This window comes from Arthrobacter sp. PAMC 25486, from assembly GCF_000785535.1.
Lineage (GTDB): Bacteria > Actinomycetota > Actinomycetes > Actinomycetales > Micrococcaceae > Specibacter.
In genome coordinates, this window is record NZ_CP007595.1 from 4,172,850 (window position 1) to 4,186,551 (window position 13,702).

The 13,702-nt window shown below is 65.9% G+C and carries 9 protein-coding genes; 6 read left to right on the top strand and 3 right to left on the bottom strand.

Annotation, left to right across the window (positions count from 1 at the left end; genetic code table 11):
* The first annotated feature begins 341 nt into the window (after positions 1 to 341).
* Positions 342 to 1,829, top strand: a complete 1,488-nt coding sequence (locus tag art_RS18865) for an NAD-dependent succinate-semialdehyde dehydrogenase (protein ID WP_038467361.1) — start codon at positions 342 to 344, stop codon at positions 1,827 to 1,829.
* A gap of 231 nt (positions 1,830 to 2,060) precedes the next feature.
* On the opposite strand, the gene art_RS18870 is transcribed toward art_RS18865, so the two are convergent.
* The 3 genes from art_RS18870 to art_RS18880 are packed head-to-tail and all read right to left on the bottom strand — an operon-like array spanning position 2,061 to position 7,031.
* Positions 2,061 to 4,601 (bottom strand): DUF3488 and transglutaminase-like domain-containing protein, encoded by a 2,541-nt coding sequence (locus art_RS18870; protein ID WP_157875359.1) that lies wholly within the window; start codon positions 4,599 to 4,601, stop codon positions 2,061 to 2,063.
* The gene (locus tag art_RS18875; protein WP_038467363.1) at positions 4,598 to 5,938 is read right to left on the bottom strand and encodes a DUF58 domain-containing protein; all 1,341 of its coding nucleotides are present in this window, start codon (positions 5,936 to 5,938) and stop codon (positions 4,598 to 4,600) included. The genes art_RS18870 and art_RS18875 overlap by 4 nt, the downstream gene beginning before the upstream one ends.
* A 7-nt stretch (positions 5,939 to 5,945) precedes the next feature.
* A complete protein-coding gene (locus art_RS18880) occupies positions 5,946 to 7,031 on the bottom strand; it encodes a MoxR family ATPase (RefSeq protein WP_082000435.1) in 1,086 nt (361 codons plus the stop codon).
* A 125-nt stretch (positions 7,032 to 7,156) separates the two neighbouring features.
* Here art_RS18880 and art_RS18885 point away from each other — a divergent pair, with 125 nt between their 5' ends.
* The 5 genes from art_RS18885 (at position 7,157) to art_RS18905 (ending at position 13,669) form a co-directional block, all read left to right on the top strand.
* Positions 7,157 to 8,050 (top strand): TatD family hydrolase, encoded by an 894-nt coding sequence (locus art_RS18885; protein WP_038467365.1) that lies wholly within the window; start codon positions 7,157 to 7,159, stop codon positions 8,048 to 8,050.
* Between the two features lie 299 nt (positions 8,051 to 8,349).
* Positions 8,350 to 9,468, top strand: a complete 1,119-nt coding sequence (locus art_RS18890) for a transglycosylase family protein (protein ID WP_367643748.1) — start codon at positions 8,350 to 8,352, stop codon at positions 9,466 to 9,468.
* A 488-nt stretch (positions 9,469 to 9,956) separates the two neighbouring features.
* Complete coding sequence (gene rsmA / locus art_RS18895) at positions 9,957 to 10,835, top strand: 16S rRNA (adenine(1518)-N(6)/adenine(1519)-N(6))-dimethyltransferase RsmA (RefSeq protein ID WP_038467369.1); 879 nt, start codon at positions 9,957 to 9,959, stop codon at positions 10,833 to 10,835.
* 31 nt (positions 10,836 to 10,866) lie between these two features.
* The gene (locus art_RS18900) at positions 10,867 to 11,844 is read left to right on the top strand and encodes a 4-(cytidine 5'-diphospho)-2-C-methyl-D-erythritol kinase (protein ID WP_052137021.1); all 978 of its coding nucleotides are present in this window, start codon (positions 10,867 to 10,869) and stop codon (positions 11,842 to 11,844) included.
* 34 nt (positions 11,845 to 11,878) lie between these two features.
* Positions 11,879 to 13,669: an ABC-F family ATP-binding cassette domain-containing protein gene (locus tag art_RS18905; RefSeq protein ID WP_038467371.1), complete on the top strand. Its 1,791-nt coding sequence runs from the start codon at positions 11,879 to 11,881 to the stop codon at positions 13,667 to 13,669.
* Positions 13,670 to 13,702: the final 33 nt, after the last annotated feature.

The window sequence follows — 13,702 nt, forward strand, 5'->3', positions numbered from 1 at the left end:
CCTGGTTCGGATTGTTTATGCTCCGCACCGGGACGGGCATGGCGCAGTGGCGCCATGCCTGCCCTCACGCTTGCGCTTAAGTTTGCCCGAGCACAATCATGCTCGACACAGGAACGGTACGAAGCGCATCATGCCTATGGGGGGCCGCCGTGCTGTTCCTGCACCGGCCCTGAGCCGCCCCGAGATTGTCCACGCCGCCATCAGCTGTACAAGTGCACAGTGAAACCCATGACGACAGTGCGGGCAAGGCTAGACACTGTTGTTCGCTGAGAACTACCGTGAACAGGAACACACCCTGCGCCGCCAGCCTTGCACTGCGGCACCCGATATGAGGAGTCATCATGACCGTGAGCGCTGCCATGGACGTCAACGAACGCGAAATTGCCTTGCTGGCCAGCATCCCCACCGGGCTGCTCATCAACGGTGAGTGGCGGCCGGCCGCCTCCGGGCAGACCTTCTCCGTGGAGGATCCCGCCACCGGAAAGGTGCTGCTGGAAGTGGCCGACGCCGGAGCCCAAGATGGTGCCGACGCCCTGGACGCCGCTGTGGCCGCCCAAGACGGGTGGGCCGCAACGGCTCCCCGTGAACGTGCCGAGATTCTGCGCCGTGCCTTTGACCTGGTCATGGCCCGCGCCGACGACTTTGCCCTGCTCATGACCCTTGAAATGGGCAAGCCGCTGGCCGAAGCCATGGGCGAGGTCAAATACGGCGCCGAGTTCCTGCGCTGGTTCTCCGAGGAAACCTCACGCTCCTTCGGGCGCTACTCGTCCAACCCCGAAGGCACCCAGCAGATCCTGGTCCAGAAGAAGCCGGTGGGCCCGTGCCTGCTGATCACCCCGTGGAACTTCCCACTTGCCATGGCCACCCGGAAGATCGCCCCGGCCATCGCCGCAGGCTGCACCATGGTTTTGAAGCCCGCCAACCTGACCCCGCTGACCAGCCACCTCTTCGCCCAGGTCCTCATCGAGGCCGGCCTGCCCGCCGGCGTGCTGAACGTCGTCTCCACCTCCGACGCCGGCGGCGTCACCGGTCCGCTGATCCAGGACAGCCGCCTGCGCAAGCTCTCCTTCACCGGATCCACCCCGGTGGGCAAGCGTCTCCTGGCCGACGCCTCCACCAACGTCCTGCGCACCTCCATGGAACTGGGCGGCAATGCCCCGTTCCTGGTCTTCGAAGACGCCGACCTTGACGCCGCCGTCGACGGTGCCATGGCCGCCAAGCTGCGCAACATGGGTGAGGCCTGCACAGCAGCCAACCGCTTCCTCGTGCACGAATCCGTGGCCGGTGAATTCGCCACGAAGTTCGCCGCCAAGATGGCCGCCATGACGCTGGGCCGCGGCACCGACCCGGACACCACGGTTGGCCCACTGATCGATGCCAAGAGCCGCGACAAGGTCCACTCGCTCGTCTCCGACGCAGTGGCCGACGGTGCCACCGCCATCACCGGCGGCGCCCACGCCGAAGGCGCGGGCTACTTCTACCAGCCCACCGTCCTGGCGGGCGTGGAGCCCGGTGCCCGCATCCTGGCCGAGGAGATCTTCGGCCCGGTGGCCCCGATCGTCACGTTCAAGAATGAGGACGAGGCAGTAGCCCTGGCCAACGACACCGAATACGGCCTGGTCGCCTACGTCTTCACGAAAGACCACAACCGCGGCCTGCGCATGGCCAACCGCATCGAAACCGGCATGATGGGCCTGAACGCCGGCGTCATCTCCAACGCCGCCGCGCCGTTTGGCGGCGTCAAGCAGTCCGGCCTGGGCCGCGAGGGCAGCCTTGAGGGCATCGAGGAATACCAGTACACCCAGTACATCGGCTTCCCCGCCCCGTAACTGCTTCACCCTCGCCGCTGGTCGATCTTGTCGAGATCCAGGTTTCGACGCGCCCCGCCGATCGAGACTGCAGCTATGGCGATGATTTAGCCGAAATCATCGCCATAGCTGCAGTTTGGAATCCTGTATCGCCTTTTCTGCAGTCTCGAATCCGCCGACGCGCAATCGAGAACGGGCACCAGGGTTTCACCAGGCCCGGCGGAGGGTGTTCGGGCCTGGCCAGCGGGTCTCTCACAGGCTCGACTTGTGGGAGGATGTCGGCAACAACGACGCCGGAGCAACCGTTGCACGCAGCCGCCGCCACGGTGGGGCTGATGATTGGAAACGGGCCACCAGGTGTTCCACGGCCTCGGCCAGCTCTTCCAACTCCGCCAGTTCCTCCAATTCGGCCAGCTTCTCCAGTTCTTCCGACGCATCCAGCCCTTCGGAACCGGAACCGGAACCGGAACCGGAACCGGAACCATTCCCGGCCCCGGCTTCGAGACCGGCCCCGGCCCCGCGCCCGGGTCTGGCCGAAGTCGAAGCTGAAGCCGGGGCCCAGGCCGGCGCGCCCCCGTAGACACTGCGTTCATAGGAGTGCAGCACGAGCTCCAGCCCGGGGGGCGACGTGGTGCCCAGGAATCCGGCAATGGCCGCTGCCTGCAGGGCCGGGGTCAGCGCCGGGTCCACAACGTAGCCGTGGTCGACGGCCGTGGCCAAGACCTCACGCCACGCAACCACGGCAGGGAAGACGCCCGGGCCGGGTGTGCGCACCTGTGCCAGCCGGCGCTGTCGGAGGGACCAGCGGACCACGGCCGGGATCGCCAGCACAAACAGTGCCAGGAGCACCCACCCTGTCCCCGCCAGCCAGCGGGCCGCGTTGATTTCACCGGGATCGGCTCCCGAAGCTGCGCCAGCTGTTGTGGCCGGGGCGGTCGTCGCGGCCGTGGATGCGCCCTGGTTGGCGCCGGTGGGATTGGCCTCCGGTGCTGGTGCGGGGGCGGCATCGTCCTGCGCATAGTCGGGGATGAAGCCGCGGGACGGGGTTGGTTCGAAGGGCACCCAGCCCAGGCCCTCAAAGTACAGTTCGGGCCAGGCATGGGCGTCGCGGCCGGTGACCTCATAGCCGCGCCACACAACGCCGTCGGCTCCGGTCTCATCGAGCGAGGAATCCTTGCTGCCTGCGGTATAGCCCACGGCAATGCGTGAAGGGATGCCAACCTCCCGCGCCATGACGGCCATGGCGGCCGAGAAGTGCACGCAATAGCCGCTCTTTTGTTCCAGGAAGTCGGCTAGCACGCCCATGCCCGAGCCGTCGTACCCCTCAACCACGGGGGTGCTGAGGCTGTAGCTGAACTCGTCGGAACGCAGGTAGTCCTGGATCGCCATGGCCTTGCCGTACGGTGAGGGTGCAGCGGCGGTGACGGAGTCCGCCGTGCTGGCAACGATGTCCGGCACATCCTTGGGCAGCTGCGAAAACACGGGATCCAAATCTGCCCGCGGCGGCGCGGTGGCATTGGCCAGGATCTGCGGCGTCAGCACGGGCATCTCGCTGCTCACCAGGTAGCTTCGCCCGGCCGTGGTGCTGTTTTGGGACTTGATGGTTTCGGTGGAGGGGTTCCAGAGCCACGTGCCGGGCAGCTGCTGCACGGAGGTGACCGACAGCGGCGCGGGCAGCCACTCATCGCCGACGCCGGGAACGCTGATCCTGGTCTCGATCGTGGCGCGCGGCAGGGACGGCGACGGACCCGCCGCCGGGGCCAGGCCGCTCAGGGACGAGTCCAGGCCGTCCGGCAGCGGCGAGGGCTCCCAGATTTTGCCGCTGAAATTCTCCAGCGTGGTCAGGCGCATATACGGCGCCTCGGTCGCGGTGGTGCGGTACCGCAGGGACACCCGGCTGGATTGTCCGCGCAGGTCATCGCCCAGGGACAGCATCGGATCCAGCGAACCACCACTGCCGGTGCCGTAAAGATGGGCGCCCTGCGGATACAGCCCCTGCGTGAAGCCGGGCATGGCCTGGGTGGCCAGTGTCATCAGAAGCACGACGGCGGCCCCCAGTGCCGCTGCCTTGCCCAGCACCCCGCTGGCTACTTTGGGCGTGTCTGTGCGCAGTTTGCCGTCGGGCGCGTACCAGCGGGCACAGCCCAGGATCAGCAGGAAGCCTGCCGCGGCCGCCACAAAGGAGGAGCCGGAGATCCCGGTGCTGGTGGTCAGGGCGCCCGGGAGCAGGATCAGCACGAGCCCCAGCGAACTGGCGGCGGGCATGGCCACCGTGATGGCCAGGGTGTCGATCAGCAGCGCGGCAAAGCCCAGCCCCGCGCTGAGCAGAAAATGCATGGACACGTGCGACGGCACCGGTGCCACGTTCGAGGTGATGACCGTTGAGGCGTGGGAGGCAAGGTCCAGCGCCTGGGACACGGTGGTGAGTGTGGGAAAGACGCCCAGGATCGCCGTGCCGGGGAAGTATACGAACGTCAGCGCCATGAACCAGCCCGCCAGCGCTCCGAGCGGGGCGAAGGGGCCCAGCGCCGGATGGCGCCGCATGAGGGCAGGGACCAGCAGCGTCCCGCCAACCACGACGGCGGCCTGCACCAACCAGCGCATGTCCCGGATCACCCCGCCCAGGCCCATGGACGTGACCATGACGGCGGCAAAGATGGCAACGGCCAGGACCCACCGGGCAGGCCCCGTCACTGGGGTGCCCAAAATCCTGCGCGGCGAGCGGCGCGGTGCCGGCCCTGCGCCGTCGTGCGTGGGGCCGGGGGGAGCGGGGGTGTGCAGCACACGGCTCACGGCAGCGTCCCTCCCGTTGCGGCGAATTCGTCCAGGGCGATCCAGGCGTCGAGCAGGGCCGTGTTGGGTGTCATGGCCGTGGCACGCCAGCCGGCGCGGCGCAGGATCAGCAGCGCCGGTGCGGCCTGGGCGGGGTCCTGGCAGAGCAGGAGGGCGTAGGCCCCGTGGGCGTGCGTGGTTTCGGAGCTGCCGGCGAGGAGGAACGCCTCGGCCTCGCTCAGCAAACCGACGACGGCGAGCAGCGGCCCCTGGCGCTCGCCGCCATGCAGCTTTTGTGCCAGTGCGGCGGGCAGAGTCGCGTCGGCGGGTCCGGCCAGTTCCAGCGCGGCCAGGCCGGCGGCAACGTCGAACATGCCGTGGGGACCGGAGAACTCCTCGCAAGCCGGGTCAACGGCGGAGGCGGAACTGAGGAAGGCGGGCTCGCCGCGGTGGTCGAGGATGTGCAGGGTGTAGTCCAGCTCCAACAGGTGGGTGGCGATGGAGACGGCGGCAACGATGGCTGTTTCAAAGGCCGGTGTGGTCACCAGATCGGGCAGGCCGACCGTGCTGCGCCCGGCAATCTGAAACCGTTCCATGCTCCGGCCGGGGTCGCCGAACGCCAGATGGCGCCTGTCAAGGAACAAGGCGGCCTCCGGTGTGGCCACCGATTCCTCCGCCCGCACCATGAGCTTTCCCTGCCGGGCGGTGACGGGCCAGTGCACCCGGCGCAACGGATCGCCATAACGGTATTCGCGGGTCATGACATCGTCCTGGCGGGCCTGGGCCAGTTCGCGTGTGCTGTGCGTGCCGTCCCTGCCCCGGCCGTCGGTGAGCGAAATGGCGGGCAGGTCCACGGCGGCAGGGGCAATGGTGAGGTGGTCGCCGTCGTCCATTCCCCGCTGCAGGAACGCCACACCAAAGGGGTCGCCAAAACTGCCCCGCAGCGGGCCAACCGTGAACACGCCGCGATGGGCGGGGTGCAGCGTGTAGTGGTAATCGCTGCGCAGGCTCCGCGGTGCGACGGGGTTGGGGTGGCTGAAGACGGGGGCGGCGCGGAAGCTGAACGGCAGCTCCTCCACGAGCCGGCTCTGCGTCCCGCCGGGATTGCGACCGTGCACTTCAAGGGTCACCTCGAGCGGCTTGCCAACGTGGCCGAGGGCGGGGGAGATGGTGCGCTTGAGCGTGAACCCGGTCTTGAACAGGTGCAGGGCGCCATACGCGGCGGCCAGCAGGGCGAAGCAGAACATGGCTACCGTGAGCAGGTCGCGGCGGCCCAGCAGCCAGGCCAACAGGAAGGCAATAACACCGCAGGCCAGCACGAGCCAGCCCCGGGGGCGGAAGGGTCGGAAGGCGAACATGGCGTTGCTACCGGCTCCGAGCGGCCTTTCCGGCGCGCCCGTCCGGCTGGCCGGGAACCGCGACGTCGGCCAGCAGCTCCGCAACGATGCTCGGCGCCGTGGCGCCCCGGCTGGCGGCGCTGCGTTCCACCAGCAGCCTGTGGGCGAACACGGGTTCGGCCAGCTCGCGGATGTCATCCGGGAGCACAAAGCCACGCCCGGCCAGTGCTGCGGCCGCCTTGGCCGCCCGCAAGAGCTGCAGGAGCGCCCGGGGGCTGGCGCCGAGGCGCAAATCCGGGCTGTTTCTGGTGGCCTGCCCCAACGCCACAATGTAGGCGCGCACGGCCGGGGCCACATGGATGGCGGCGACGGTGTCGATCATGGCCCTCACCTGCTCCACCGTTGCGACGGGGCGCACCGCGTCCAGCGGGTTGATGGACTGGTGTGATTCCAGCATGGCCAGTTCAGCATCTGCATCGGGGTAGCCGAGCGAAATGCGCGCCATGAAACGGTCGCGCTGGGCCTCCGGCAGCGGGTAGGTGCCGGCCATCTCAATCGGGTTTTGGGTGGCCACCACCATGAACGGTGCGTGCAGGGTGTACGTGGTTCCGTCGACGCTGACCTGGTGCTCCGCCATGGATTCCAGCAGGGCCGACTGCGTCTTGGCCGACGCCCTGTTGATCTCGTCGCCAATGACGATGTTGGCAAAAATGGCGCCGGGCCGGAACTCAAAGGACTGCGACGACTGGTTGAAAATGGAGACGCCGGTGATGTCGCTGGGCAGCAGGTCTGGGGTGAACTGGATCCTGTTGACCGAACAGTCCAGGGTGCGTGCCAGGGTCTTGGCCAGCAGGGTTTTGCCCACCCCGGGAACATCCTCCAACAGCAGGTGCCCGCCGGCCAGCAGCACCGTCAACGCCAGCCTCACGGCCTCTTCCTTGCCGTCAATAACAGTGTTCATGACGGCCATGATGCGTTGGGTGAGTGCGCCAAAACTCTCCGGGCTCATGACCTCACCTGTGGTTTCGGGCACGGGTTGTGCGGAGCGCGGCCGAAAACCCGGCGCCTGCGGTTTCAGCACACCGTCGGCCAGCAATGTCTCTCGGGGGTGCATGCCCCACCTTTCGCAAAATTTACCGGCCCACGCGGGCGTGGATTACTGTGATCTACGCTACCTGCCTGGCGCATGTTTGGGGTCATTGACGCAGGGAAATTACGGAACCGGTAAGGTAAAAAGCCATGTACAGCCAAGAAGTTCCGTTCCCGTACCGTCCCGATTCCCTGCAGCCCGACGGCGGAGCTCGCCCAGGTGCCTTCGCGCCGGCGCCGGTTTCCCTTCCGGTCCCGGTGTATGACAACCACACGCACTTTGATTTTGGCGACTCGCCGGTTGAGCTGAAAGCTGCGCTGGATGCGGCAGAAGCCGTTGGTGTGGCGGGCGCCGTCCAGGTCGGTTGCGACCTGCCCTCCTCCCGTTTCACCGTTGCTGCGGTGGATGCCGATCCCCGCGTGCTGGGGGCTGTGGCCATCCACCCGAACGACGCCCCCGAACTGGCTGCCGCCGGTGAATTGGAGGATGCCCTGGCGGAGATTGACGCGATGGCCGCCCACCCGCGGATTCGTGCCATTGGCGAGACCGGGCTGGACTACTTCCGCACCGGTGAGGACGGGCTGGCAGCCCAGCACCACTCCTTCCGCAGTCACCTGGAGATAGCGAAAAGCCGGGGCCTGGCCCTGCAGATCCACTGCCGCGACGCCCACCAGGACGTGCTGGAGATCCTGGCGGAGGTGGGTGCGCCGCAGCGACTGGTGTTCCACTGCTTCTCCGGTGATGTGGAATTGGCCCAAATCTGCAACGACAACGGCTGGTACATGTCCTTTGCCGGCACCGTGACGTTTAAGAACGCCAACAATTTGCGCGAGGCACTGGCCGTGGCGGACCCTGCCCTGATTCTGGCTGAAACCGATGCGCCGTTCCTGACTCCCCACCCGTTCAGGGGCAAGCCAAATGCCAGCTACATGCTGCCTTATACGGTGGCGGCCATGGCGAATGTGAGGGAAAAGGACCTGGCCGAAATGTGCCAGCTTTTGTCCGACAACACGCAGGCAGTGTACGGCTCCTGGCGCGATTGAAAATGTTGCACTGCTCACTTTTGACAAATAAAGCCTTGTCCCCAAGGTCACGTTTAGGTTACGCTGGGAAACTATTAGCCGTGGTCGGGGAAGGCCAACGGAATTAATGCTGCAAGTCCCACCGTTCAAATTGGGTCCTGCACAACCGTTCGTAAGAACAATGTGAGTATTTTTGCCCTGGTACTTCTGCGGCCAAAAACATGCGCCATTGTTGTTCCTCACTTCTCCGTGCCCGGGTGCTCTAGTAGTTACGGGAACCCGTGTTTTCATTCCTTACAGTTGATGGCAAATTCAGTTATTTGAAGCTTGCCTGCCAGGTTGCCGTGCTCTTGGCACTCGTTGCAGGCCTGATGAGTTTTGTTACGTCAAGCAAGTCATTGACCCTTGTGGTCGACGGTCACAGCAGCAGCGTGAGCGCCTACGGTGGCAATGTGGCCAGCGTCCTCAAGCGTGCAGATGTCACCGTCAAGGGTGCAGATCACGTCTCACCAGCCCTGGACACCCAGGTAAAAGACGGCGAAATCATCACCGTCAACACCTCCAAAGACATCACAGTGAGCCTGGATGGTGCCGCACGCACGGTCACCACCACCTCCAACAACATCAGCGGTTTGATCAGCCAATTGGGCATCGCCGCGAACGCCAGAATTTCAGCACCCGCCAGCACGCTGCTGGCCAATTCCAGCGACATCACCATCATCACCCCCAAAAAGGTGACACTGGTGGCCGACGGCAAGAAGGACCAGGCCACCACCACGGCAGTAACCGTCTCTGACGTGCTGAGCCAGGAGGGCCTGAAACTCTCAGCCACCGACCGGATCTCCACCCCCGTCACAGCCGATGTGGTCGAGAACATGGTGATCACCGTGGTCCGCGTCGTCAACGGCACCGCCACGGAGACGCAGGACGTGCCGTTCGAGACCGTGCAGAGCGTTGATGGAAACCTCTTCAAGGACGAGCGGAAGGTCGTCAGCGAAGGCGTTCCCGGAACTCTTGAAACCACCTTCGGCACCGTTGTTGAGGACGGTGTGGAAGTTAGCCGCAGCGAGACCGGCTCCGCCGTCATCAAGGCCCCGGTTGCGGCCAAGATTGCTGTGGGTGGCAAGGACCGCCCGGCCCCCGAGCCCGCTCCGGCTCCCGAGCCCGCCGCGGCCGCTGCGAACTCCGGTGCTGCCCCCGCCATGTCCAATGAGGCCATGTGGGATGGCATCGCCCAGTGTGAATCAACGGGCAACTGGGCCATCAACACCGGCAACGGCTACTACGGCGGCCTGCAGTTCGACATCCAGACATGGCTCGGTTCCGGCGGCGGCGAATACGCCCCCAACGCCAGCCTGGCCACGAAGGCGCAGCAGATCGACATCGCCAACCGTGTCTACGCCCAGCGCGGCCTGAGCCCGTGGGGCTGTGCCGGCTAAGCACTACTGAGTGAGCATTGAGATCCAGAAACGCCCCCGCATTGTTGCTGCGGGGGCGTTTCTGCTCCCACCACCAACCCCTACCACCAACCCCTACTCCCAACCTCGACTACCAACGCCGCAGCACCTTCTGGGGTCTTTTTCCCAACGCCGCAGCACGTTCCAACCTGCTGTCGTCGAGTTCTGACGGCGTTGAGATGCGCGTTTGTAGACACACATCTCAACACTAAGGTCAGAAGTCGATGCAGGTTCCGAGTCCCTCCCGATGTTCGCTCGCTCCCGAGTCTCTCCCGATGCGCCGCCGTGGGCCGCTTTCTACGCTCCAGGTCTCGGCAGGCAGCAAGTCCCTCATCGTTTGGGCAACTCCGGTGGGTCCGCGGAACAAACACCCACGTTTCGTGCCCAAAGGATTCGCACACCGCGCACCGAATGACCAGTGGAGAACAGCCCAGCGACATGGACCGGTGGTTAGCGGATACCATTGTTGCGTGACTAGCCCCGAACAGAGCCCCGCCACCCAGCCACTGCTGGGTGCCACCGAAATCCGCCGTCTTGCGGAGGAAATCGGTGTGCGTCCCACCAAAACACTGGGACAAAACTTTGTCATTGACGGCAACACCATCCGCCGCATCGTGGCAGCGGCCAACATTGACCCTGGCGAAACGGTGCTGGAAGTCGGCCCTGGGCTCGGCTCCCTGACACTTGGCCTGCTCGACGCCGCCAAGCACGTGGTCGCCGTTGAAATTGACCCCGTCCTGGCTGCGAAGCTCCCCGAGACGATTGCCGCGTTCCGCCCCGCCTTGGTGAACAACATCGACGTCGTACTTTCCGATGCCATGCGTGTCACGGAATTGCCGGCCGTTCCCACAGCGCTCGTGGCCAACCTGCCGTACAACGTGGCCGTGCCCGTAGTGCTGCACCTATTGGAACACTTCCCGTCGCTGCAGCACGGCCTGGTCATGGTCCAGGACGAGGTGGCCGATCGGATGGTTGCCGGGCCCGGTTCCAAGACGTACGGCGTGCCGTCGGTCAAGGGCGCCTGGTATTCACAGATGCGCAAGGCCGGCGTCATTGGCATGAACGTGTTTTGGCCGGCACCGAAAATCAACTCGGGGCTTGTCGGCTTCACTCGGCACGAACCGCCGGTAACGAGGGCCTCGCGCCAAGAAGTTTTTGCCGTCATCGATGCAGCCTTTGCCCAGCGCCGCAAGACGCTCCGCGCGGCACTGGCCGGGTGGGCAGGCGGGGCAGCCCAGGCCGAGACGTACTTGCGCCTGGCAGGGGTGGATCCCAGCGCCCGCGGTGAAGTCATTGATGTGGCAGCCTTTGCCCGGATTGCCGAAGCCAAGATTCCATTGACGGCCTGACATGGATCATGTGACGGGGAACGGCAGCGGCATGGCGGAGGGTTTGTTCAGTGATCAGCTCTGGACGTCCGCCCCGCGCTGCGTGAAAGTGCGGGCACCGGGCAAGATCAACGCCTTCTTCCAGGCCGGGCCGTTGCGTGCGGACGGCTACCACGCCGTGGCCAGCACGTATTTGGCGGTGTCGCGTTACGAGGAAGTCGCTGTTACGGCACGTCCCGGCACTCCCGCAACGGCTATCACGGTCAGCATCGGCCCAGGCAGTTCCCTGTCGCCCCAAGCGCTTGCCGGCATACCGCTCGACACAAGCAACCTCGCCGTCAAGGCGGCCCTGCTCGTGGCTGAGATTGCCGAGAACCCCAGCGGCGTCCACATTGAGATCACCAAACATGTGCCGATCGCCGGCGGCATGGGCGGTGGCTCGGCAGACGCTGCGGCAACGCTTGTGGCCTGCGATGCGCTGTGGCACACCGGACTGTCCCGGGAGGAGCTCTCCCAGCTGGGTGCTGAACTTGGTGCAGACGTGCCCTTCGCACTGTTGGGGGGTGCCGCCGTCGGACTTGGCATTGGTGATGAGCTCACAGCGGCGCTGGCCCCCACACCACTGCACTGGGTCCTGGTGCCGGCGGACTTCGGCCTGTCGACGCCGCTCGTATACGGCGCGCTGGACACGCTGCGCGCCGACGCCGGGATTGTCGCCGAGGAGCCGGTACAGGTTGAGGCCGGTGTGCTGACAGCGTTGCGCGCCTCGGATCCGCAGGCGCTGGCGCCCTGGCTGCATAACGATTTGCAGGCTGCGGCGCTGTCGCTGGCCCCGTCGCTGACGCCCGTGCTCGCCAAGGGAACGGAGCTGGGGGCGCTAGCATCGCTGGTGTCCGGCTCGGGCCCAACGCTGGCATTTCTGGCTGCCGACGAGGACCATGCGCGGCAGCTTGCCGCGGCCCTGACCGACGCCGGGCATGAGGCCTGGGCAGTGGAAGGCCCCGTGCACGGGGCAGCAATCATTCAATAATTCATTCGCAACATCTTTTAGAAAGTGGTACCACGTGGCTCATCTGCTGGGCGGGGAAAATCTAAGCATTGCCTTCGCCACCCGAACCGTGCTTGACGGCGTCAGTGTCGGCCTTGACGAGGGGGACCGCATTGGCATTGTGGGGCGCAACGGCGACGGCAAGTCCACGCTGATGCGCCTGCTGTCAGGGCGCCAAACCGCCGACTCCGGCCGCGTCACCGTGCGCGGCGGCGTCCATGTGGGCTACCTGGACCAGTCGGACGTGCTCGACGGCGACCACACCGTGGGTTTCGCGATTGTGGGGGAGTCCGCCGACCACGAGTGGGCCTCCAACCCCAAGATCCGCGAAATCATGGGCGCCCTGGTCGGCGAGGTCGACTGGCACGCCAACATCCACGCGCTCTCCGGCGGGCAGAAGCGCCGTGTGGCCCTGGCCAAGCTGCTGATCGGCGATGACGATGTCATCATGCTCGATGAGCCCACCAACCACCTTGACGTGGAGGGTGTCGCCTGGCTGGCCAAGCACCTGCAGGAACGCTGGCGTGCCAACGAGGGCGCCTTCCTCGTGGTCACCCACGACCGCTGGTTCCTTGACGAGGTCTGCAACCGGACCTGGGAAGTTCATGACGGCATCATTGACCCGTTCGACGGCGGTTACGCCGCCTATGTTTTGGCCCGCGCAGAGCGTGACCGGACGGCGAACGTGATGGAGTCCAAGCGCGTTCAGTTGGTCAAGAAGGAGCTGGCGTGGCTGCGCCGCGGCGCCCCGGCTCGTACGGCGAAGCCGAAGTTCCGCATCGAGGCCGCCAACGCGATCATCGCCGACGTCCCCGAGCCCCGCGACACCGTGGCCCTGTCCAAGATGGCCACGGCCCGCCTGGGCAAGGATGTGCTGGATTTGGAAAACGTTTCCCTGACGTATGGCGAGGGCGAGAACGCCAAGGAACTTTTCAACAACATCACGCTGCGCCTGGCCCCGGGGGAGCGGCTCGGCCTGGTCGGCGTCAATGGTGCGGGCAAGACCACGCTGTTGCGCCTGCTCAACGGTGAGGTCCAGCCGTCCTCCGGCAAGGTCAAGACCGGCAAGACCGTGCGCACTGCGGTCCTGACGCAGGAGGTCCGGGAGCTGGACGACGTCCTGGACATGCGCGTGATCGAGGTGATTGAGCGGGAGAAGCGCTCCTTTGACGTGGGCGGCAAGGACATGACGGCCGGGCAGCTCGTGGAGCAGCTGGGCTTCACGAAGGACAAGCAGTGGACCATGGTGAAGGACCTTTCCGGTGGTGAGCGCCGGCGTCTGCAGCTGCTGCGCCTGCTGGTGGGCGAGCCGAACGTGCTCATGCTCGATGAGCCCACCAACGATCTCGACACCGACACGCTGGCCGCCGTGGAGGATGTACTGGACGGCTGGCCTGGCACGCTCGTTGTGGTCTCGCACGATAGGTACCTGCTGGAGCGCGTCACTGACCACCAGATGGCGTTGCTCGGCGACGGCCAGCTGCGCGGTCTGCCCGGCGGCGTGGACCAGTACCTGGAGCTGCGTGCCGGGGCTGGGGTTGGCCCGTCCGCTTCGTCCCCGTCCGCTGCTGCTGCGCCGTCCGGACCCACGGAGGCGCAGAAGCGCGACGCCCGCAAGGTGCTGAACCGCCTCGAGCGCCAGCTCGGCAAGAACTCTGCCGCCGACGCCAAGATCCACGCCCAGATGACTGAGAACGTGGGCAACTACGACGTGCTGGGTGAGCTTCAAGCCAAGCTGGCCAAGCTCGCCACCGAGCGCGAGGGCCTGGAACTTGAATGGCTCGGAGCCTCCGAGGTGCTCGAGTAGCCCCTGGCCTTTGCTGATCCTGGTTTGCCCTGA

Excerpts from the sequence above, each read along its gene's own strand:
- art_RS18865 (WP_038467361.1), top strand. The coding sequence starts at position 342 with ATGACCGTGAGCGCTGCCATGGACGTCAACGAACGCGAAATTGCCTTG.
- art_RS18875 (WP_038467363.1), bottom strand. The coding sequence starts at position 5,938 with ATGTTCGCCTTCCGACCCTTCCGCCCCCGGGGCTGGCTCGTGCTGGCC.
- art_RS18880 (WP_082000435.1), bottom strand. The coding sequence starts at position 7,031 with ATGCACCCCCGAGAGACATTGCTGGCCGACGGTGTGCTGAAACCGCAG.
- art_RS18885 (WP_038467365.1), top strand. The coding sequence starts at position 7,157 with ATGTACAGCCAAGAAGTTCCGTTCCCGTACCGTCCCGATTCCCTGCAG.
- art_RS18900 (WP_052137021.1), top strand. The coding sequence starts at position 10,867 with ATGGCGGAGGGTTTGTTCAGTGATCAGCTCTGGACGTCCGCCCCGCGC.